Source organism: Streptomyces sp. NPDC037301 (assembly GCF_055602785.1).
Genome location: NZ_JBVJWD010000017.1, coordinates 25,214 through 46,381 on the forward strand (window position 1 = coordinate 25,214; position 21,168 = coordinate 46,381).

The window sequence follows — 21,168 nt, forward strand, 5'->3', positions numbered from 1 at the left end:
TGTGTGCGCGGATAACGGAATCTGCGCCTCAGGTCTCGTGGGGGGACCCCTTTTGGAACCGAAAGACACCATTCCTGACGGGCAGGCCGAGCCGCTCGCCGGGGAAGAGGCACCGACCGGCGCCGCAGAGCCATCCGCGCCGGTGGCCGAGCCCTCGGTCGGGTCCGGGCCGGTGACCGTGCCTGCGGTCGAGCCCGAGCCTGCGCCCGAGTCCGCGCCCGCCCCTGTGGCCACAGCGCCCGTCGCGAGGCGCCCGCGTGGGCGTACGACCCTGCTGATCGCCGCTGCCGCGGTGCTCGGCATCGCAGGCGGCACCGCCGTGGGCTGCGACGTGCAGGCCGGACGGGCCCCGACACCGCTGCCCGCCCTGTCGCAGCCCGATCTGGCCTACCCGGCGAAGGCGCTGCCCCGGGGCAAGGTCCCCGACCCGCTGCCCGCGTCCCAGGACCGTCGGGTCAGGACGGACGGCGACCTGCGCAAGCTGCTCGCCGACAGGCCCGCGGGCTGGAGCGACGACAAGGCGGCGCTGGGCTTCCGCGACGGCTGGCTGGGCGTGGACGAGTACGCCCGCACCTTCAGGGACAAGGGCCCCCAGTACGAGTACTTCCTGGAGTCCGGCATGCGCCGGATCGCGGGCGCTGCCTGGAAGCGCGGGCAGTACCGCACCGCCGAGACCCATCTCGTGCAGTTCCGCTCGGGCGTCGAGCAGGTAGCCCAGGGCTTGGCCGAGGGCCAGCGTTCGTACATGCCCGGCACCGAGTTCGGTGCGGGTAACGACGGCGATCCGCTCAAGGGAAGCGGCAACGGCCGCTACTACCTCTACGAGGTCGAGCGGAAACCGGGCTATCTGCCGGCCTATCGGGCCAGGGCCATCGTGTACCGCGGCGACATCATGGCCGACATCAACATCTACGACACCGTACCGATCAGCAAGAAGGACATCCGGACGCTGGCCGAGCGACAGCTGGAGCGCCTGTGAACGACGTGGCCACGCAGGTGACGACGCCCGACGAGAGCGCCGACGCTCCCGGGCCCGCGGCCCCGCTTCCCCCGGCCGTCCCCGGCCGGGCACGCCGGGTGATCCGCACAGCGCTCCCCGTCGTGCTGGTGATCGCCGCGGTCGGAGGTGCGGCCGCGTACACCAGCAGCACGGTGGACAGCGCGGACCACAGCGTCAGGACCGTCCTCTGGCAGGAGCCCGAGCGCAAGCCGGGCAAGGACCCGGCCGGTGACGTGGCCCGGGGCAGGGCCTCCACCGAGCTCAGCAAGCTGCTGCTGCCGGTCCCGATCGGCTACCGGCTCGGCCCCGACATCGGAGAGATGGGCAACGACGGTGAGCAGAGCGGCAGCAAGGCGGCAGCCGCGGTGAAGGAGAGCGCCCACGGTCTCGCGGGCAAGGAACGCCGGGACTACGAGAAGCGGATCGACGAGCTCCGTATCGAGGGCACGGCCGTCCGTTCCTATGTACCGGACGGCAACGACCTGCTGGTGGAGACACAGATCATGCGGATGAAGGACAAGAAGGCGGTCCGGAACCTCTACGACGTCAGGTCGGACCTCTTCGAGACCATCGGCATCTTCCGCCAGGGGCCGAAGATCCAGGGGCACACGAGGAACGCCAAGTGCTTCGTCCTGCGCAAGGACAGTGAAGGCGGCGAGGACTCCATCGTGTCCATGGAGTGCATGGCGTACGACGGTGAGCTGAGCATCAGTGTCTCGGCATCCGGCACCGTGCCCTTCGACCGGGCGGCCGTCGCCGAATTGCTGAAGGACCAGCTCAACCACATCACGTCTCCGGGGGAGTACGTATGACCGAGCAGACGACGGAAACGCCCGCCGGGACCGAGCCCGCCGCGCCCGCCGGGACCGAGCCCGCCGCGCCCTCCGAGGCCACCCCCGTACCGCCGGCGCCCGAGCCTCCGTCGGCCCCGCCGCCGGCGTCCAAGCAGCCCCGGCGCGTCCTGCGGGCTGTCGCCCGGTGGACTGTCGCGGCCCTGGTTCTCGGCGGCCTCGGCGCCGGTACGGCCTTCGGCATCACCTCGATGGAGCGCACCGACGTACCGGGTCTGGCCACCGAGAGTGACGGCCGCTGGGACTATCCCGAGCTGAGCCTGCCCGCGCTGCCGGCCGGTTCGCCCCGCCCGTTCAGCGACGGCAATGCCGCCGAGATCCACCACGCCGACCTTCGGCGTCTGCTGCTGCCCGCTCCGGCCGGAGCAACCGTGGACAAGAAGCTCGATGGCGGCTGGGTGAGCACGGAGCAGTACCTCTCCGAGTATGCGAAGGGCAAGCGCTCCGACATCACACACATACTGAAGGACTCTGCTCCGCGGCACGTCGCCGCCCGCGGCTGGACGATGCCCGACGGCACGTCGTCCCGGATTTATCTCGTGCAGTTCAATTCGACGGCCTTCGCGCAGTACTTCAGGGACGCGATCGTCCAGGACACCCCCGCCGGGGTGCCGCTCGTCGGGACGTCCGAGATGTCCGAGATGGTCCTCGACGAAGGCTGGAACGGCGCGGGCAAGGTGGAGCGCACCGCGTCGTACGCGTACGACGAGGCGAAGCCGTACGGCAAGGCGCAGATCCGCCAGGGCTACCTGGTCGCCGGCGACACGCTCGCCCTCGTCGTCCAGTCCCGCAAGGGCAAGGAGGGCACTCGGAGTGTTCCGTTCCACCAGACGCTGATCCTGCAGAACCAGCTGCTGGGCTGACCTGCCCCTCGGCGGTCCCCGGGCAAACCCCGCACCGACGGGACGGGCCCCAACCCATTAGGCTGGGGCCCGGCCCCGTATTGCTGCCATACCGCTCGTTCCAAGGAGCTCCCGTGCTTGAGGCATTCTTCTCCGCCCTGCTGGTCCTGGTCTGCGTCGGCGTTATCGCCTTCGCCGGCGTGACCGTGAAGAAGCTGTACCAGGGTCAGCGCTGACCCTGGCCGCCCTCGCCTCCGTCCGCGCGGGTACCCCCCCCGTCACGAACGTGACACTCATGCCCGATGTGTCACGTCCGCACTCACCCGCCCCCACCTCACAGATCGTCTGAGCCGCTCATGATCGAGATCCCGTCCGACCTCCACCCGGACCTCGTCCCGCTGGCCTTCCTCCTCGGCAACTGGGCGGGCGCCGGTGTCTCCGACTTCCCCGGCGCCGAGCAGTGCAACTTCGGCCAGGAAGTCTCCTTCAGCCACGACGGCCGGGACTTCCTGGAGTACGTCTCGCACACCTGGGTGCTCGACTCCGAGGGCAAGAAGGCCAAGCCGCTGGAGTCCGAGTCCGGCTACTGGCGCATCGACAAGGACCGCAAGGTCGAGGTCGTCATGGTCCGCGACCAGGGCGTCATCGAGATCTGGTACGGCGAGCTGGCCGACAAGAAGCCGCAGATCGACCTGGTCACCGACGCGGTGGCCCGGACCGCGGCCTCCGGCCCGTACAGCGGTGGCAAGCGTCTCTACGGCTATGTGAAGAGCGACCTGATGTGGGTCGGCGAGAAGGCCACCCCCGAGGTGGAGCTGCGCCCGTACATGTCGGCGCATCTGAAGAAGACCGTCACCCCGGAAGAGGTCGAGGCGATGGCGAAGAGCCTCGGCGACCTGCCGGACGACGGCATCGCCTTCTTCAAGTAGTACGGCCCGTTCACGGGTTTCCCCTCGTGCAAAGCTGCGGACAGGTGCTCACCCGGTCCTACACTGGGCCTGTGGTGAGCACCGACTGGAAGACCGATCTCCGGCAGCGCGGCTATCGTCTGACGCCGCAGCGGCAGCTTGTCCTGGAAGCCGTCGACACGCTGGAACACGCGACGCCCGACGACATCCTCTCCGAGGTGCGCAGGACCGCGTCCGGCGTGAACATCTCCACCGTCTACCGGACGCTCGAGCTCCTGGAGGAGCTGGAGCTGGTCAGCCACGCCCATCTGGGCCACGGGGCACCGACGTACCATCTGGCCGACCGCCACCACCACATCCATCTGGTCTGCCGCGACTGCACGAACGTCATCGAGGCCGATGTCGATGTCGTCGCCGAGTTCACCGCGAAGCTGCAGGGCACCTTCGGTTTCGAGACGGACATGAAGCACTTCGCGATCTTCGGCCGCTGCGCCGACTGCACGGCGAAGGCGGCGTCCGAGGGTGCGCCCCGGACGGCCGACGCGGCCGACCCCAAGCCTTAGGCCGACCGGCAGCTGGAGGGCGGCCTTAAATCGCGTCGTACGCTGGTCGCATGAAGAGCCCCCTGCTGTCCCTGCCCGGCGCCGTCCCCGCCGAAGGCCGCGACGAAGGCGTCGCCGCGCACTACGGTGACCTGTTCCGCGAGCAGCGCGCCCTCGCCGACGGCTCCGGCCTCGTCGACCTCTCGCACCGCGCCGTCGTCACCGTCACCGGCAGCGACCGGCTGGCCTGGCTGCATCTCCTGCTCACCCAGCATGTCAGCGAACTCGCCCCGGGACAGGCCACCGAGGCCCTGATCCTCACCGCGAACGGGCACATCGAGCACGCCCTCTATCTCGTCGACGACGGCGAGACCGTGTGGATGCATGCCGAACCGGGCACGCAGGGTGACCTCGTCGCCTATCTGGAATCCATGAAGTTCTTCTACCGGGTCGAAGTCGCCGACCGCACCGAGGACTTCGCCGTGGTGTACCTGCCGGCCGGCTCCATCGCGGAGGTCCCGGACGGCGTGACGGTACGGGAGACGGCGTACGGCCGGGATCTGTTCCTGCCCCGCGCCGACCTGGAGAAGTACGCGGCCGGGCACGGCCCCGTGGCCGGCATCCTGGCGTACGAGGCACTGCGCGTCGAGGCGCACCGTCCGCGCCTCGGCTTCGAGACCGACCACCGCACCATTCCGCACGAGCTGGGCTGGATCGGCACCGCCGTCCACCTCCAGAAGGGCTGCTACCGCGGTCAGGAGACCGTGGCCCGGGTGCAGAACCTGGGCAAGCCGCCGCGGCGGCTGGTCTTCCTGCACCTCGACGGCAGCGAGGTCGTCCTGCCCGGGCACGGCACACCGGTACGGCTCGCTGCGGACGGTGCCGAAGGCCGTCAGCTGGGCTTCATCACCACGTCCGCCCGCCACCACGAGCTGGGACCGATCGCGCTGGCCCTGGTCAAGCGGAACGTCGCGGTGGACGCGGAGCTGCTCGCGGGGGACACGGCCGCAGCCCAGGAGACGGTCGTGGAGCCGTAGCTGTGCGTAGATTCTCTACGCACGACCGTCTGCACCGACTGCTCGACCTGGCTCAGACGTGACACGGACCAGACTCGGACCCGGCCCGGCTCAGGCCCGGCTCAGACCTCGATGATGACGGTGAACGGGCCATGGTTCGCGAGCGAGACCCGCATGTTCGCCCCGAACCGGCCCGTCTCCACCTGCGCCCCCAGCGCCCGCAGCTGTGCCACCACCTCGTCGACCAGCGGTTCGGCGATCTCGCCGGGCGCCGCGGCGTTCCACGTGGGCCTGCGCCCCTTCCGGGCGTCCCCGTAGAGAGTGAACTGCGAAATCACCAGAAGTGGTGCATTCACATCGGAGCAGGACTTCTCGCCCTCCAGAATGCGGACCGACCAGAGCTTGCGGGCGAGCTGCGCCGCCTTCTCCGCGGTGTCCCCGTGGGTGACTCCGACCAGCACACACAACCCCTCGCCGACGATTTCGCCGACCACCTCGGGCCCGCCCGACGCGCCCGCGCCGTCGGACACCGTGACGCTCGCACCGTCCACCCTCTGTACCACTGCACGCATACAGACCAACCTATCTTGGGCTGAACGGGTACAGAGCATCCACACAGGCCCCACGGGAGTGGCACCATGCTCGGAAGGCGGTGTGCCGACGCACCGGTCGAGGGGATGGACAACAGCATGAGTACTTATGGAACCGGGCAGTCCCCCGGCGCCGTGCCGGGCACGCGCACCGGCACCAGTACCAGCACCAGCACCATGCGCCCACCCGTGCAGCGAACCGGTCACGGTCCCGTGGACGGCCCGTCCGCGGGACCGCAGCCCGAGCTGGACGGCCTGCGGCTGCCGGAGCTGCGCACCCTGCGCCGCGAATCGCAGCGCGACGAGGCCGACCTCAGCTATGTGCGGCGGCTGGTCCAGGGGCGGATCGACATCCTGCGGGCCGAGCTGGCCCGAAGGCTGGATCCGGAGACACCCGTGGTGGACCGGCTCTCGGAGATCCTCGCCGACACCCCGTCCCAGCACCGCTCCTCCGCCAGGCATGTCACGCTCACCACACCGCGCAGCGACGAGTACCGCCGACTGGCGGCCGAGACGCTCGCCGAGGTCGAACTCTCCGACCTCGACGCCCGTACGGACGAAGAGCTGCACGCCGCGATGGGGCGCCTGGTCCGCTACGAACAGCAGGTCTCCCGACGCCGTCACCAGCTGCAACGGACCGCTGACGATTGCAGTGCGGAGATCGCCCGCAGGTACCGTGATGGTGAAGCACAAGTAGACGACCTGCTCGCCTGAAGCGACCCTTCCGGGGGCGGGTCCGCCCGTCCCCGGAAGGCCACCATGACCTCCAGCGCCGCCCCCGCTGCTCCCTCCGTCATATCCCCCGCCCACCCCGTCCTGGCCGAGGTCGTACGGTCCGGCTTCGTGGAGGGCCGGCACCGGGGCTCGCTGGTCGTACTGGCCGCCGACGGCAGCGTGGAGCGGGTTCTGGGCGACCCGGCGGCGCCGGTCTTCCCGCGCTCCTCCAACAAGCCGATGCAGGCCGCGGCGGTGCTGCGGGCCGGGCTCGATCTGTCCGGGGAGCGGCTGGCACTGGCCGCCGCGAGCCACTCGGGCGAGGACTTCCACCTCGAACTCGTGCGCACGATGCTCGCCGAACACGGACTGACGCCCGGCGATCTGCAGACCCCGCCCGATCTGCCGCTGGATCCGGCGGAGGCGGAGGCGTATCTCGCCGCGGGCCACGTCCGGGACCGGATCACCATGAACTGCTCCGGCAAGCACGCGGCGATGCTCGCGGTGTGCGCGGTGAACGGCTGGGACCGGACCTCGTACCTCGACCCGTCGCACCCGCTCCAGCAACTGGTCCACCAGGTGGTCGAGGAGGCTGCCGGAGAGCCGGTCGCGGCGGTCGGTACGGACGGGTGCGGGGCCCCGCTGATGGCGATCAGCCTGGTGGGTCTGGCGCGGGCCTTCCGTTCGTTCGTGCTGGCGGAGCCGGGGTCGGCGGAGCGCCGGGTCGGGGACGCGATGCGGGCCCACCCCGAGTACGTGGCCGGAACGCGCCGCCCCGACACCTGGCTGATGCGGGAAGTGCCGGGCACGCTCTCCAAGATGGGCGCGGAGGCGGTGCAGGCGGTGGCGCTGGCGGACGGCCGGGCGCTGGCCTTCAAGATCGACGACGGTGCGACGCGGGCCCTCGGCCCGGTGCTGGCACAGTCGCTGCGCCTGCTCGGCATCGACGCCCCGGTGGTCTCCCGGATCGGACGCACGCCTCTGCTGGGCGGCGGCGGCGAGGTCGGCGAGATCCGGGCAGCGTTCTGACCGGATTACCCGTCGGCGGAAAAACCGGGCGACATTCGGTGAGCCGGTATCTAGCGTGGGGTGTATGCGCCTTGACGTCCGTGCGATCACCGAATCCGAGTTCCCCGGCTGGCGGCAGGCCCTGAACACCGGCTTTCTGCGCCCGCCGACGGTGACGGAACAGGAGGTCGCCAGCCGCCTCCCGCACACCGACCTGGCCCGTACGCAGGGTGCGTTCGACGGCGGGCGGTGCGTGGCCACGTTCCGTTCGTTCGCGCAGGAGCTCACGGTCGTCGGCGGCGCCACGGTGCCGGCCGATGCGGTCTCCAACGTCACGGTGTCGCCCACGCACCGCCGTCGCGGGCTGCTCAGCCGGATGATGGCCATGGACCTGGCGGCGGCCAAGGAGCGCGGCGACGTGGTCGCCACGCTGATCGCCGCCGAGTACCCGATCTACGGGCGGTACGGCTTCGGCCCGGCGGCGTGGACCACCGAGTGGGAGATCGACGTACCGCGGACGGGCCTCGACCCGCGCTGGTCGGGGCCCTCCGCGCAGGACGGCGGCCGGATCGACCTGGTGAGCGGCGCGGACGTACGCAAACTGGGCCCGGCCCTCCACGACCGGCTGCGCGCCCGGCAGCACGGCGCGGTCAGCCGCGACACACGCTGGTGGGAGCTGAACACCGGCGAGAACCTGTCCGGCCCCGAGACCTGGACGGAGCCCTTCTACGCCGTCTACAGCAACGCGGACGGCGAGCCCGACGGCCTGATCGCCTACCGCGCCGACGACAACTGGGGCGACGCCAAGCAGCCGCTGAACCGGGCCACGGTGCTCGGCCAGATCGCCGTCACCCCGGCCGCGGAGCGCGCGCTGTGGCACTTCGTCTGCTCGATCGACTGGATCACCACGGTCCGCACCGGCCACCGCGCCCCCGACGACCTGCTGCCACTTCTCCTCCCGGACCCGCGCGCGGCCCGCATCGTGACCCAGGCGGACTGGCTGTGGATACGCGTCCTGGACGTCGTACGCGCCCTGGAGGCCCGCACCTACGCGGTACCCGGCGCACTGACCCTGGACATCCACGACGCCACGGGCCTGACCACCGGCCGCTACCACCTCGACGCCTCCCCGTCCGGTGCCACCTGCACCCCCACCACGGCCGCCGCCGATCTCGCCCTGGACGTAAGGGAGTTGGGGACGCTCTATCTGGGCGACGAGTCCCCGGCCCGACTGGCGGCCCTGGGCCGCATCGAGGAACTCACGCCGGGTGCGGTGGCGCTGACGGAGGGGATGTTCCGGACGGCGCGGCGGGCTTGGTGCCCGGATGTGTTCTGAGGTGAACCGGGCCAACGTTCTCACGTATCAGGGGTTGTGAGCGGCGGGGTGACCTCGGAGGCGCTCCGGCACGCCGGCTGCGGACGGGGTGGCTTCGGCCGTGACGGAGTTCCGTCAGGCGTAGGGCCGGCCGTGAAGCCCCCGTGATCGGTACGGCGACGGTCCTGTCCGGTCTCTGCGCGTAATTGCGTGCGTTGTACGCATAACTGGGATGGGTACCAAGGGGCGCAACGCCGCGGGGCGGGCGGCGATGAGCCCCGGGGCCGCGCGGAAGGTGGGGTTTCAGGTGACTGAAGAGAAGGGCCCGTCGGGCGGTACGGGCCTGCCGGCCAGCATCGAGGCCGCATGGGGGCTGCGGGAGCGTCCGGCCAAGGGGTCGAAGCCCGGGCTGAGCCTGACCCGCATCGTGGACGCCGCGGTGGCGGTGGCGGCGTCCGAGGGGCTGGGGGCGGTGTCGATGGGGCGGGTCGCCAAGGATCTGGGCGCTTCGACGATGTCGCTGTACCGGTATGTGTCCGCCAAGGGTGAGCTCTATGTCCTGATGCGGGAGGCGGCGATGGGTCCGCCGCCTCCGCTGCCCGCACTGGAGAGCGGCGCCGGCCGGCGGGAGGCGCTTGCGCAGTGGGCGTGGGCGCAGCGTCGGGTGTTCCACCGCAATCTGTGGATGCTCCGCATCCCGATCTCGGGCCCGCCCGCCAGCCCGAACTCCGTCGCCTGGTGGGAGCAGGGCCTCCAGGCTCTCGAAGGCACCGGCCTGAGCGCGGGCGAGGAGGTCTCCGTCATCCTCCTGGTCAGCGGGTTCGTACGGAATGATGCGCTGCTGATGGGCGATCTCGCCGCCGCAGTGGAGGCGCGCGGCATCCCGGCGCAGGAAGTGATGGACGGGTACGCCCGCACCCTGGACCGGCTCGTCGACCCCATACGGCATCCGTCGCTCTCCCGGCTGCTGAAGTCCGAGGTGATGGGGACCCCGGACGAGCCCGACCACGAGTTCAGGTTCGGGCTCGAACGCGTGCTGGACGGGGTCGAGGCCCTGGTGGAGGCACGGGCGCGGGACTGAGGGGGCGAGGCCGGGCCTCCACCGCCGGATGTCGGGCTTCCGCGCTGAAGACACAGCGCTTCCGTACCCGATGCCGGGCCTGCGCGCCCGGGCGTCAGGCTTCCGCGCTGAGCAGCACCTTGCCGACCGGGCTGCATGCCTCGATCGCCGTATGTGCCCGTGCGGCCTGCGCCAGCGGGTAAACCTGACACCTGACCGATCACCGGGCGCAGCCGTCCGGCCGCCACCTCGGCCAGTGCCTGCCCGGCCAGTCGTACGTGTTCCGCCTCCGTCAGCTGGACTTCCGTAACCCTTCCGGCAGTCGGTGGCCGGCTCGTCCGGCGCCCGTCCGGCCACCCTCGGACGTCAAGTCTGGTTGAGGTCAAGGCGTACGCTTCATGGTCATGAACGGAGAGAAACCCTGGCCCGGGGCGGCGGTGCATACGGCCCCCGCAGCCTCTGCGGCCCATGCGCCGATGAGCCTGCGTGAGCGGAAGAAGCAGCTGACGTACCAGGTGGTCTCCGATGCCGCGATCGCGATGTTCCTGGAGCGGGGCTTCGACAAGGTCTCGGTGGCGGAGGTGGCGGCCGCCGCGGACATCTCCAAGCCGACGCTGTTCCGGTACTTCCCGACCAAGGAGGACCTGGCCCTGCACCGGTTCGCCGACCATGAGGACGAGGCGGCCCGTGTCGTCGCGGCTCGTGCGGACACCGAGTCCCCCCTGGACGCCCTGCGCCGCCACTTCCTGGACGGCCTGGAGCGGCGCGACCCGGTGACCGGGCTCTGTGATGCGCCTCAGGTGCTGGCGTTCATGCGGTTGCTGTACGGGACGCCGTCCCTGGTGGCCCGCATGTACGCCTACCAGGGCCGCTCGGAGGCGGCCCTCGCCCGTGCGCTGGGCGACCGGGTACGGGACAGGCTGGCCGCGGGGCAGATCATCGCCGTGCAGCGCATCCTGGGCCTGGAGAACTGGCGGCGGATCGACGCGGGGGAGAGCGCGGACCAGGCTTACGGCAGTGCGGTCGAGGCCGCCGAACTCGCCTTTGTCCAGCTGCGGTCGGGGCTCGGGGAGGAGTAATGGGCGGCAGCGGTGGACGGGCGGTGTCCGCGCCGGCGTCCGGGTCTATTCGGACGGGCGGCAGTCTTCGGCGCTGCCCGTGAACACGATCGAATCGCTGTACGTCGGCGGGGGCCCGCTGCCGGTGACGTTCAAGGTCCATCCGCTCTTCTTGAGGGTCGCGTAGACGAACGTCTCCCGTTCGGAGCGGTCACTCACCCGCCAGCCGGCCGCCTCCAGCGCGGCGACGGCACCGGCGAAGGATCCTTTCGGCTTCGCCTTCCGCTTCTCCGGTTCCGTGTAGCGCCCCCAGGCGAAGGAACACCCGACGGCGGATTCCTCCTTCGTGCCCCTGCCGCTCTTCATGACGCCGACGACCAGGTCGGGCGACCTCGTCACCCCGGCCCCGGCGGCGACGGCCGTGACCTCCTGCTCGGTGACCTGCCGGGCGCGGGGCCGTTCCGGTGGCGTCCCGACGGACATGCGTACCGCCACCAGCGCGAAGGCCGCGAGCACTGCCGCACCCGTCACCGCCACGGCAGGGCGCACCCGGCGGTGTCGCTCAGGCACGGACGTCCTCGGCGTGCAGCACCGCTTCGGCGATCTCCCGCACCCGGTCGCGCGTGATGCCGGTGCGCTGCTCCACGGCGAGGGGGTGGTCGGTGGGCTCCAGCTCGATCCGGGGGCGCAGGCCGATCGGGCGGGTGTGGGCGTTCGTCTTGAGGTTGGTCGTGCGCGGCGAGTACAGCCCCAACTCGGTGCTCAGCCAGCCGAAGTACGGTTGCTCGGACTCTCGGCCGGGGGTCTCCCACACATCGAGGGCACGGGCGAAGTTCTCCCGGCTGAGAGAGACCCAGACGCCCCAGGAGAAGGGCTCCTCGCTGCCGAGGACGGGTATCTCGATCAGACCCTTGATGAAGTAGTGCTGGTGTCTGACGATGCACTGGTCCGAGGAGAGCATGCTGTCGGGATCGCTCTCCAGGCTTGCGTCCCAGACATCGGGTGCCATGGTCGAGTACCCCATCGGGAGTTCCGTGTGGTGTTCGCCGCAGCAGGAGCAGGTGTAGCCGGGGTCGATAGCCATGGGCGGGATCCTAGGCCCTGCGGTCTCGGGGGCGGCGGGCGTTCCGGACCCGGCCCGTACAGCGGGAACGCGCCGGCTCCACGCCCGGGCCGGGGCCGGGCCGGGCGGCCCTTCCCGATTCGGCTACCGGCGACGCCCGAGCAGTGCCATGTCGGCCTCGTCGAGAGTCAGTCGGCCGGCGGCCATGTTCTCCTCGAGGTGGGCGAGAGAAGCCGTGCCGGGGATCTGCACGATGGAGGGCGAGCGGGCCAGCCCCCACGCGATGGCGATCTGGAACACAGTCGCACCGTGCCGCTCCGCGACCTTCCGCAGGTTTTCGCTGCCGAGATCGGTGTGTCCGCCGCCGAGCGCGAAGAACGGCATGTACGCGATACCGGCGTCCGCGCACTCGTCGACGAGCGCGGCGTCCGCCTGGTCGAGCACTCCGAACCGGTTCTGCACGGCAGCGACCGGTGCGATCGACCGGGCCTCCGCGAGCTGCCCGGCCGTCACATTGCTGACGCCGAGCTGCCGGATCAGCCCTTCCTCGCTCAGCGCGGCCAGCACGGCGAACCGTTCGCCGAGCGACTCGGCGACATCCGGACCCAGCCGCCCCACGCGCAGATGCACCAGGTCGAGGACGTCGACCCCGAGATCCTCCAGATTCCGCTCCACCTCCCCGCGCAGCTGATCGGGACGGGCCTCGGCGTACATCTCACCGGTCTCGTCCCGCAGCGGGCCGACCTTGGTGGCGATGGTGACGTCCGCTGGGTACGGATACAGGGCCTCGCACAGGAGGTCGTTGGCGCGGTGGGTGTCGGAGAAGTAGAAGGCGGCGGTGTCGATGTGCCGCGCCCCGAGTTCGACGGCGCGCCGTGCCACGGCCACAGCGGTCGCGGTGTCACCGGCGGGTCCGCTCCACCGCCCCGGCAACTGCATCGCGCCGAAGCCGAGCCGGGGGATGGTGACGGCGCCGCCCAGTTCGAAGGTGCCGGGGCCGGGGGCAGGCGCGGAGTCCGAGGCCGAGTCGATCGATGAGAAGGTCATGGGGGCAGCATGGCTGCCGGAGGGCCGGATCACCACATTCATTGTTGCCCGTCACGGTCACGGCATTCTGAGACCGGCCGGGCCCGGCCGGCGTGAGGCAATGACCTCCGCGCCGACGCCCGGAACGAGAGCCTTCCCGCCCCACCCGCTCCGCGGAGTCCAGGCGTCGTACGTCCGTCGGAGCAGCTGTCCCTCCGACTACGCGCAGGTCGTCGCGGACTTCGAACCCTGGGAGGAAGGGGGCGCGTTCGAGACCGCCGACACCGCGTCGGTCAAGGGCTGGCCGGCGGACCAACTCGCCTCGTTCCACGAGGGTTTCATCCAGGGTGTACGCGAGGAGCCGGCCGACCTTGCCGACCGCGAGTCCGGGACCGTCGTCGCGGTGGCGGTCCTCCTGCAGCGCATCAAGGTGCATGAAGCCGACACCCGCCCGGGGCGTTCCGGGCGGCCGGACGCATCGCCTTGCGCAACGCCCTGGTGCAGGCATACGGACCGCCGCCCAGGCCCAAGCGCCGCCGCGGATGAGGACGGGGCGTGGCCACCCCTGCCCAGGGCGTGGCCACCCCTGCCCAGGGCGTGCCACCCCTGCCCAGGGCGTGCCACCCCTGCCCAGGGCGTGCCGCCCGGGTCCGGGCTGCCGCCCGGGTCCGGGCTGCCGCCCGGGTCCGGGCTGCCGCCCGGGTCCGGGGCGTGCCACCCCGGTCCGGGTCTCAGGATTCCACGGCCGACCGGTGCAGGATCCGTGCCAGCTCGTGCGGCTGGGAGAACATCGGCCAGTGGCCGGTGTCCATCTCGACCAGTTCCCAATGCTCGCTGCCGGCCAGCAGCTTGGCCACGTCGCCGTTCGGCTCGTCGCCGTCGAGCAGGCATTTGATGTAGGTCGCCGGAAGCTCGCCGAGCGGGCGTGCCAGTACGGCCGGCTCGGTCAGCGTGGTGCCCGGATGCGGTGCCGAGCCGGCCACGATCCGGGCGATCTGCTCGTCGGTGAGGTCCTGGCCGTCGAAGTCGGCGGCGGTGAGCGGCGCCCAGAAGCCGCCGTTCCCGGCGATCGAGGCCTCCAGCGCCTCGCGGCCCGCCCACCAGCCGGAGGCGAACGATTCGCCGTCGACCGGAATCTCGGAGTCGACGAACACCACACGGGCCAGCCGGTCACCGATGCGTTCGGCAGCCTGGCCGACCGGGATGCCCGAGTAGCTGTGCCCGACCAGGACGACGTCGTGGAGATCGTGGCGCTCCACCTCGTCGACGATGTCCCGGACGTGGGTCTGCTGCCCTGCCTGCACGCCCTGCTTCTCGGCGAGGCCGGACAGCGTCACCGGGTGGGCGCCGTGCCCGGCCGTACGCAACTGCGACACCACCTCGTCCCACGCTTGCGACCCGAGCCACGCGCCTGCCACCAGTACGAATTCAGCCATGGTGGCAAACTAGCGCGGCGGCCCCATCGCTCGCCCCGGTTTTGCCCAGGTGCGGCGTGGGCGCATCCGAGTCCGTGTCAGCCGAGCGGGGAGGCGTGGCCCGGCCTGCACCCGGAAGGGACGCTGTTGCCGCTGATGTCGAAGTCCCCGCAGGTGAGAAAGACATCGTTGAACTCGCCGAGCACAAAGGCGAGCCCGCCGACGACCGCGACGACGCCGATGACCATCCTTCGCTGGCGTACGGAGAGCTCCGATTCCCCGAACAGCAGGAGTTGCAGGAGCACCCAGGTCAGCAGCGGGGTGCCGATGATGCTGATGACGCCGCCCACCACGAAGACCGCCTCGCCCTGCCAGTTGCCGCTGCGCGGCACGATGGCGGCCAGACCGAGCCACGCGCTGGGCAGGGCCAGGCAGGCCCAGTACACCCAGCCGTGCCGCAGCCCGCGTTCGCGCATCAGCAGACCGGCCAGCAGTACGGCCGTCGACACCGCCCAGAGGGTGAGCAGCTGGTAGTAGAAGATGACGTTGTAGGCGCCGAGCGTGAAAGCGGGCTCCCAGACCGCCAGTGCTCCGCCGCCCGCGATCACGGCGGTCTTCGGCACCACCGAGGCCCCGCGGCCGCCACGCGTGCGGCTGGAGGCGGGGGCTGTGCCGTCGCTTGCGCCTGCGGCGCGGGCGTCGTCGTCATCATCCATGGGGACCCGTCTCCGACATGGGGATATTTCCGCACACATTACCCAGAGCCGAGATCCTGTCGGGCTGTCCGCGCGGTCGGCCGGGCGGAAATGGGTGGACAGCCCCGGACCGTCCCGGACCACCCCGGGCCCACCGGGCCGCCCACGGTTCCCCCGCCGCTCCCATGGCCGGTGTCACGCAAAAGGCCACGTACGACCGCCCCATGACATGCGGTCAGGACGGTCGGGCCGGCGCTGCTCGTGGTGCTGGAGACGCTGACACCGGCCGAGCGGCTCGCGTTCGTACTGCACGACATGTTCGCCGTGCCGTTCGACGAGATCGCCCCGATGATCGAGCGGACCCCGACCGCGACGCGGCAGCTCGCAAGCCGCGCACGCCGCCGGGTGCAGGGGCAGGCCCCGGTCCCCGACCCCGACCTCACCCGCCAACGCAAGGCCGTGGACGCGTTCTTCGCCGCCGCTCGCGACGGTCAGTTCGATGCGCTCGTCGCCGTACTCGACCCCGATGTCGTCCTGCGGTCCGACGGCGGCGTCGCACTTGCCCGCCACACGGTCGTGATCTCCGGCGCCCGGACCGTGGCCGGACAGGCGCTCACGTTCGGACGGCTCTCCCCGTTCGCGCGACCGGCGCTGATCAACGGAACCGCGGGGGTTGTCGTCGCTACGAACGGTCAGCCGTTGTCCGTCATGGCCTTCACCGTCACGGACGGGAAGATCGTCGCGATCGCCGTCGCCGCCGACCGGGCGCCCACCGCACGGGGGCCCGCCCGGGGCTCACTTCCCGAGGGGCTGGTTGAAGCGCAACAGGTTGCCGGCGGGGTCGCGGAACGCGCAGTCGCGGACGCCGTAGGGCTGGTCCATCGGCTCCTGCAGCACTTCGCCGCCCGCGGCGCTGATGCGCTCGAAGGTGGCGTCGCAGTCGTCCGTCGCGAAGATGACGCCACGCAGCATGCCCTTGGCCATCAGCTCCGCCATGGCCTGTTTGTCGGCCGGTGAGGCGTTCGGGTCGGCGGCGGGCGGCTCCAGGACGATGTTCACGTCCGGCTGCGAGGGCGCTCCGACGGTCACCCAGCGCATCCCCTCGAACCCGACGTCGTTGCGTACCTCAAGGCCGAGCACATCGCGATAGAAGGCGATCGCCTTGTCGTGGTCGTCGACGGCGATGAAGCACTGGGAAACGCTGATCTCCATGCCGTTCACGCTACGGCCTGGCAGCGGGGCTCGCTCCACCGTTCCTGACCGGCCGCGTGTGGATCTTGGCCATGCACGCCGGGATGGCGGCGCCATGGTCATGGCTCCGGGCCCGGTAGGCGCTCGGGCTCTCGCCGACCAGCTGGGTGAAGCGGGAGCTGAACGACCCCAGCGACGTACAGCCGACCGCGAAGCAGACCTCGGTCACCGTGAGGTCGCCGCGGCGCAGCAGCGCTTTGGCCCGCTCGATGCGGCGGGTCATCAGGTAGCCGTATGGCGTCTCGCCGAAAGCGGCGCGGAAGCTGCGGGAGAAATGGCCAGGGGACATCAGGGCGTCACGCGCCAGCGCCGGGACGTCGAGCGGCTCGCCGTAGTCACGGTCCATCCGATCGCGGGCCCGCCGCAGCCGGACGAGGTCGTCGAGGTTCTGCCGTCTCACCCGACCAGTTTCACACAGCTCCCGAGGCCGGTGATGAAGCATGGACGACGCCCCGGAGCCGGAGCTGACCGAGGACGAGCCGAGCGACCGGCTCAGCGATGACTGCGCGAGGCCTGCGTCCGCGGCAGTCATCGCCGAAGCCCTCGGGTGCTCCCCCGAGGCGGCCGGTCTTGCTCGTCCTGCCAGGACACGTCTCGTCACCAGTCGAGTGGGACGAGTCGAAACACGGGACGAGTCGAAACAGATGAGAGAACTCGTCCCACGGTGTCCGCGAGGGCCTCGGTCAGGTGCCGACGTAGGCCGCGAGGTGCTCGCCGGTGAGGGTGGGGCGGGCGGCGACGAGGTCGGCGGGTGTGCCCTCGAAGACGATCCGGCCGCCGTCGTGGCCGGCTCCGGGGCCGAGATCGACGATCCAGTCGGCGTGCGCCATGACCGCCTGGTGGTGCTCGATGACGATGACCGACTTGCCCGAGTCGACGAGCCGGTCGAGCAGGCCGAGCAGGTGCTCGACGTCGGCGAGGTGGAGGCCCGTGGTCGGCTCGTCGAGGACGTAGACGCCGCCCTTCTCGGCCATGTGCGTGGCGAGCTTGAGCCGCTGCCGCTCGCCGCCGGACAGTGTGGTCAGCGGCTGGCCGAGGGTGAGGTAGCCGAGCCCGACGTCGGCGAGCCGTTCGAGGATCTTGTGCGCGGCCGGCGTGTGCGCCTCGCCGGCGCCGAAGAACTCCTCGGCCTCGGTCACCGACATCGCGAGCACCTCGCTGATGTCGCGACCGGCGAGGTGGTATTCGAGCACCGATGCCTGGAACCGCTTCCCCTCGCACTCTTCGCAGGGGCTGGAGACGCCGGCCATCATCGCCAGGTCGGTGTAGATGACGCCGGCGCCGTTGCAGGTGGGGCAGGCGCCCTCGGAGTTGGCGCTGAAAAGCGCCGGCTTCACGCCGTTGGCCTTCGCGAACGCCTTGCGGATCGGGTCGAGCAGCCCGGTGTACGTCGCCGGATTGCTCCGGCGCGAGCCGCGGATCGCGCCCTGGTCGATCGAGACCACACCCTCGGCCCCCATCTGCCGGGGGATCGATCCGTGCACGAGCGAGCTCTTGCCGGAGCCGGCGACGCCGGTGACGACGACGAGCGCCCCGAGCGGGATGTCGACGTCGACGTTCTGCAGGTTGTTCGCTGTCGCGCCGCGGATCTCCAGGGTGCCGGTGGGCTTGCGCACCGTCTCCTTGACAGCGGCCCGGTCGTCGAGATGGCGGCCGGTGACGGTGCCGCTGGCCCGAAGCCCCTCGAGGGTGCCCTCGAAGCAGACGGTGCCGCCCCCCGTACCGGCGCCGGGGCCGAGGTCGACCACGTGGTCGGCGATCGCGATCGCCTCCGGCTTGTGCTCCACGACGAGCACCGTGTTGCCCTTGTCCCGCAGCCGCAGCAGCAGGTCGTTCATCCGCTGGATGTCATGGGGGTGCAGCCCGATCGTCGGCTCGTCGAAGACGTAGGTGACGTCGGTGAGCGAGGAGCCGAGGTGCCGGATCATCTTGACGCGCTGCACCTCGCCACCCGACAGCGTGCCCGCCGGCCGCTCGAGCGAGAGGTAGCCGAGCCCGATCTCAACGAACGAATCCAGGGTGTGCTGGAGCGCGGCGAGCAGCGGCGCCACCGAAGGCTCCTTGAGGCCGCGGACCCATTCGGCCAGGTCGCTGATCTGCATCGCGCAGGCGTCGGCGATGCTGATCAGCTTGATCTTCGACGACCGGGCCCCCTCGCTGAGCCGGGTGCCATCGCACTCGGGGCAGGTGGTGAACGTGACAGCACGCTCCACGAACGCCCGGATGTGCGGCTGCATCGCCTCCTTGTCCTTGGACAGGAACGACTTCTGGATCTTGGGGATCAGCCCCTCGTAGGTGAGGTTCACGCCCTCGACCTTCACCTTGGTCGGCTCCCGGTAGAGGAAGTCCTGCATCTCCTTCTTGGTGAACTTCCGGATCGGCTTGTCCGGGTCGAGGAGGCCCGACTCGGCGTAGACCCGCACGGTCCAGAAGCTGTCCGACTTCCAGCCGGGGATGGTGAACGCGCCCTCGGCGAGCGACTTGGAGTCGTCGTAGAGCTGGGTGAGGTCGATGTCGGAGACGGTGCCCCGGCCCTCGCAGCGCGTACACATGCCGCCGGTGCGGTTGAAGGTCGCTTTCACCGCCTTCTTGGCACCGCGCTCGACGGTGATGGCACCGCTCGCCCGGACCGAGGGGACGTTGAAGGCATACGCACTGGGCGGGCCGATGTGCGGCTTCCCGAGCCGGCTGAAGAGGATGCGCAACATCGCGTTGGCGTCGGTGGCGGTGCCGACCGTGGAGCGGGGGTCGGCACCCATCCGCTGCTGGTCGACGATGATCGCGGTCGTCAGCCCGTCGAGTACGTCGACCTCGGGCCGCGCCAGCGTCGGCATGAAGCCCTGCACGAAGGCGCTGTAGGTCTCGTTGATCATCCGCTGCGACTCCGCGGCGATCGTGTCGAACACCAGCGAGCTCTTGCCCGAGCCGGAGACCCCGGTGAACACCGTCAGCCGGCGCTTCGGGATCTCGATGCTGACGTCCTTGAGGTTGTTCTCGCGCGCGCCGTGCACGCGGATCAGATCGTGGCTGTCGGCAACGTGCGGCGCAGGCGACTGCGTGTCCGTCCTCGTGGCCATGCTCATCGTGTCTCCCTCTGTTGGGCGGGGCCGCCTTCGCGGTCTCCGTCGGCGTCGCCTGGCTCGATCCGACCAGCTTCGAGCGTACGTGCGGTTGTTCCTCGCTTCGGCCCGTGGAGCCTCTGGGCCCCGGCGGCCACGCGGCGTGCCCGCCGAGGCGTCAGACCAACCAGCGGCCGTCGCGCATCAGCTCGCGGTCGGGCAGCTCGTTCACCTCGCGCCAGGCCTGGATGCGGCGTGGGGAGATGCGGAACCAGCGGTACGGGGTGGCCGGCGCAATGGGGTCTCCCCTGCTCGAACGAAGCTGAGAGCTTGGGGAAGGGCCGAAGCCGGTGCGCGCGGCGAACCGGTCACCCGCGGCTGCCGGCAGCGCGTCGATCTCGAGGACCTCGACTTCGCCCTCGATCACGGACACGTCGCGGGTGTGGCCCAGCCCCAGCCGAACGGTTCGGGTGGCGGCCAGGTTCCTGCCGGTCGGGCTGTCCGTCGGCGTGGCCATCAGCAGCGCCTCGCCGTCCCGGTCGAAGGACAGCGGTACCAGGTACGGCGCACCGTCCGCCGAGGCACTGGCCACCCAGAGATCGATGTCGTGGGTGAGCCGATGCTCGGTGTCGCGACGACGCCGATCGCGGGAGCGGGGGTCGGCAGTCATCGGTCCTGAAGCAGCCCGAGGACGTTGCCGTCGGGGTCGGTGACGGTGGCCACCAGGCGGCCGCCACCGACGTCGTGTGCGGGCTCCTTCACGGTGGCACCCGCGGCGGTCACCTCGGCCAGCTTCGCCTCGATGTCCGGCACGTGCCAGTAGGCCACCGGTGAGGTCATGCCCTGCTGTCCACCGCCCGGCACCAGCCCGATGTGCTGGCCCGCGGCCTCGAAGCCGACGTAGTAGGACTCGTCGGCCTGCGGCGCTACGCCGAGCAGGGCGGCGTACACCTCCTTGGCCCTCGCCAGGTCGGTCACGGGATGCAGCACGGTCTTGATTCCCTGGGTGGAAGAGCTGGTCATGGTCACTCCTGAAGTCGTGGGTCCGGTCGGGATTGTCTGGCTCAAACGGGAAGTGCTGAATTCGACAGGCCGATCGCTTCGGCTGTGGATTTCGCCGTTGGCCGCGATGTCCATGGCAGTCACGCTAGCTGCGGCTCGGGGGCCGGCGCTTCTCGAATCCTGATCGGTCCGGTCGCGTGTTCCGCGACACACGACGGGATCCCCGCCGTCGCGCGCGTCATGTGCTGCCGACAGACGCCGACGGCACACCGACCAGCGCGGTGAAGCGACTGCTGAAGGTGCCCGGCGACGAGCAGCCGACCGCGATCCGGACCTCGGCGCACCCCACGTCAAACATCTCGGTGAACCAGATCACCGGAGTCTGCAAGAGAATGGGACCAGATCATCTGAGACGGGGACCAGATCATTCGAGACGGGACACCGGTGATCGAGCGGCCGATGGTCGAGAGGTGTCCTGTCCCGGATAACTGTGGGCAGGGTGAGGCTCTGACCTGCGGTGCCTACGGTTGTGCAGGACAGGCTGGCGGTTGGTGTCCCGGTCAACCGTAGGCAGCGCGGTCGTTCACCCGCGGGGCCAAGCCGGCAGGCGCCGTAGAGGTCGCGATGCGCCGGCTGCCATGGCTCGGGGAGCCGGCCCGGCTCTCCTGGCTTGTCGGGCGAGTCGGTACTCGTCGGCTTCACGGATGAGTTCCTGAGAGCGAATCTGGTGCAACTCGAAGTGCATGCCGCTCG

The 21,168-nt window shown here is 70.6% G+C and carries 22 protein-coding genes and 1 pseudogene; 12 read left to right on the plus strand and 11 right to left on the minus strand.

What is annotated here, in order from left to right; genetic code table 11:
* Window positions 1-52 precede the first annotated feature (52 nt).
* The 6 genes from ACZ7IB_RS25640 (at window position 53) to ygfZ (ending at window position 5,180) form a co-directional block, all read left to right on the plus strand.
* The gene (locus ACZ7IB_RS25640; protein WP_470916044.1) at window positions 53-979 is read left to right on the plus strand and encodes a hypothetical protein; all 927 of its coding nucleotides are present in this window, start codon (window positions 53-55) and stop codon (window positions 977-979) included.
* A complete protein-coding gene (locus tag ACZ7IB_RS25645; RefSeq protein ID WP_470916046.1) occupies window positions 976-1,812 on the plus strand; it encodes a hypothetical protein in 837 nt (278 codons plus the stop codon). Before ACZ7IB_RS25640 ends, ACZ7IB_RS25645 begins: the two co-directional genes overlap by 4 nt.
* Complete coding sequence (locus ACZ7IB_RS25650; protein WP_470916048.1) at window positions 1,809-2,714, plus strand: hypothetical protein; 906 nt, start codon at window positions 1,809-1,811, stop codon at window positions 2,712-2,714. The genes ACZ7IB_RS25645 and ACZ7IB_RS25650 overlap by 4 nt, the downstream gene beginning before the upstream one ends.
* A gap of 335 nt (window positions 2,715-3,049) precedes the next feature.
* A complete protein-coding gene (locus tag ACZ7IB_RS25655) occupies window positions 3,050-3,622 on the plus strand; it encodes a heme-binding beta-barrel domain-containing protein (RefSeq protein WP_470916050.1) in 573 nt (190 codons plus the stop codon).
* Window positions 3,623-3,693: 71 nt separating this feature from the next.
* A complete protein-coding gene (locus tag ACZ7IB_RS25660; protein WP_470916052.1) occupies window positions 3,694-4,164 on the plus strand; it encodes a Fur family transcriptional regulator in 471 nt (156 codons plus the stop codon).
* A gap of 50 nt (window positions 4,165-4,214) precedes the next feature.
* Window positions 4,215-5,180, plus strand: coding sequence for a CAF17-like 4Fe-4S cluster assembly/insertion protein YgfZ (gene ygfZ, locus ACZ7IB_RS25665; RefSeq protein ID WP_470916053.1), 966 nt, complete (start codon window positions 4,215-4,217; stop codon window positions 5,178-5,180).
* A gap of 101 nt (window positions 5,181-5,281) precedes the next feature.
* Here ygfZ and dtd read toward each other — a convergent pair whose 3' ends face one another.
* Window positions 5,282-5,731 (minus strand): D-aminoacyl-tRNA deacylase, encoded by a 450-nt coding sequence (dtd, locus tag ACZ7IB_RS25670; protein WP_470916055.1) that lies wholly within the window; start codon window positions 5,729-5,731, stop codon window positions 5,282-5,284.
* Between the two features lie 117 nt (window positions 5,732-5,848).
* Between dtd and ACZ7IB_RS25675 the strand changes: the two genes are divergently transcribed.
* The 5 genes from ACZ7IB_RS25675 to ACZ7IB_RS25695 all read left to right on the plus strand — a co-directional run bounded on the left by ACZ7IB_RS25675 (window position 5,849) and on the right by ACZ7IB_RS25695 (window position 10,925).
* Complete coding sequence (locus tag ACZ7IB_RS25675; RefSeq protein WP_470916057.1) at window positions 5,849-6,463, plus strand: RsiG family protein; 615 nt, start codon at window positions 5,849-5,851, stop codon at window positions 6,461-6,463.
* Window positions 6,464-6,508: 45 nt separating this feature from the next.
* The gene (locus ACZ7IB_RS25680; protein ID WP_470916059.1) at window positions 6,509-7,492 is read left to right on the plus strand and encodes an asparaginase; all 984 of its coding nucleotides are present in this window, start codon (window positions 6,509-6,511) and stop codon (window positions 7,490-7,492) included.
* Between the two features lie 64 nt (window positions 7,493-7,556).
* A complete protein-coding gene (locus ACZ7IB_RS25685; RefSeq protein ID WP_470916061.1) occupies window positions 7,557-8,807 on the plus strand; it encodes a GNAT family N-acetyltransferase in 1,251 nt (416 codons plus the stop codon).
* A 250-nt stretch (window positions 8,808-9,057) separates the two neighbouring features.
* Window positions 9,058-9,867, plus strand: a complete 810-nt coding sequence (locus ACZ7IB_RS25690; protein WP_470916295.1) for a TetR/AcrR family transcriptional regulator — start codon at window positions 9,058-9,060, stop codon at window positions 9,865-9,867.
* Between the two features lie 377 nt (window positions 9,868-10,244).
* Entirely contained in the window at window positions 10,245-10,925 is a 681-nt protein-coding gene (locus tag ACZ7IB_RS25695) for a TetR/AcrR family transcriptional regulator (RefSeq protein ID WP_470916063.1), read from the plus strand.
* Window positions 10,926-10,970: 45 nt separating this feature from the next.
* Here ACZ7IB_RS25695 and ACZ7IB_RS25700 read toward each other — a convergent pair whose 3' ends face one another.
* From ACZ7IB_RS25700 to ACZ7IB_RS25720, 5 genes are all read right to left on the minus strand, one after another.
* On the minus strand, window positions 10,971-11,474 hold the full coding sequence (locus ACZ7IB_RS25700) for a hypothetical protein (RefSeq protein ID WP_470916065.1): 504 nt from the start codon (window positions 11,472-11,474) through the stop codon (window positions 10,971-10,973).
* Complete coding sequence (locus ACZ7IB_RS25705) at window positions 11,467-11,988, minus strand: DUF2199 domain-containing protein (RefSeq protein ID WP_383959913.1); 522 nt, start codon at window positions 11,986-11,988, stop codon at window positions 11,467-11,469. The genes ACZ7IB_RS25700 and ACZ7IB_RS25705 overlap by 8 nt, the downstream gene beginning before the upstream one ends.
* A gap of 123 nt (window positions 11,989-12,111) precedes the next feature.
* Entirely contained in the window at window positions 12,112-13,014 is a 903-nt protein-coding gene (locus tag ACZ7IB_RS25710; protein WP_470916067.1) for an oxidoreductase, read from the minus strand.
* A 710-nt stretch (window positions 13,015-13,724) separates the two neighbouring features.
* Window positions 13,725-14,429: an alpha/beta fold hydrolase gene (locus ACZ7IB_RS25715; RefSeq protein ID WP_470916068.1), complete on the minus strand. Its 705-nt coding sequence runs from the start codon at window positions 14,427-14,429 to the stop codon at window positions 13,725-13,727.
* A gap of 77 nt (window positions 14,430-14,506) precedes the next feature.
* Complete coding sequence (locus tag ACZ7IB_RS25720) at window positions 14,507-15,124, minus strand: hypothetical protein (protein WP_470916070.1); 618 nt, start codon at window positions 15,122-15,124, stop codon at window positions 14,507-14,509.
* Between the two features lie 219 nt (window positions 15,125-15,343).
* Between ACZ7IB_RS25720 and ACZ7IB_RS25725 the strand changes: the two are divergent.
* Window positions 15,344-15,871, plus strand: a pseudogene (locus ACZ7IB_RS25725) (sigma factor-like helix-turn-helix DNA-binding protein); the annotation flags it as partial.
* A 27-nt stretch (window positions 15,872-15,898) separates the two neighbouring features.
* Here ACZ7IB_RS25725 and ACZ7IB_RS25730 read toward each other — a convergent pair.
* From ACZ7IB_RS25730 to ACZ7IB_RS25750, 5 genes are all read right to left on the minus strand, one after another.
* Window positions 15,899-16,315, minus strand: coding sequence for a VOC family protein (locus ACZ7IB_RS25730; RefSeq protein WP_470916072.1), 417 nt, complete (start codon window positions 16,313-16,315; stop codon window positions 15,899-15,901).
* Between the two features lie 10 nt (window positions 16,316-16,325).
* Window positions 16,326-16,796, minus strand: a complete 471-nt coding sequence (locus ACZ7IB_RS25735; RefSeq protein ID WP_470916297.1) for a helix-turn-helix transcriptional regulator — start codon at window positions 16,794-16,796, stop codon at window positions 16,326-16,328.
* A gap of 241 nt (window positions 16,797-17,037) precedes the next feature.
* Complete coding sequence (locus ACZ7IB_RS25740; RefSeq protein WP_470916074.1) at window positions 17,038-19,437, minus strand: ATP-binding cassette domain-containing protein; 2,400 nt, start codon at window positions 19,435-19,437, stop codon at window positions 17,038-17,040.
* A gap of 154 nt (window positions 19,438-19,591) precedes the next feature.
* The gene (locus tag ACZ7IB_RS25745) at window positions 19,592-20,083 is read right to left on the minus strand and encodes a pyridoxamine 5'-phosphate oxidase family protein (RefSeq protein WP_470916077.1); all 492 of its coding nucleotides are present in this window, start codon (window positions 20,081-20,083) and stop codon (window positions 19,592-19,594) included.
* A complete protein-coding gene (locus ACZ7IB_RS25750; RefSeq protein ID WP_470916079.1) occupies window positions 20,080-20,436 on the minus strand; it encodes a VOC family protein in 357 nt (118 codons plus the stop codon). Before ACZ7IB_RS25750 ends, ACZ7IB_RS25745 begins: the two co-directional genes overlap by 4 nt.
* Between the last annotated feature and the right edge of the window lie 732 nt (window positions 20,437-21,168).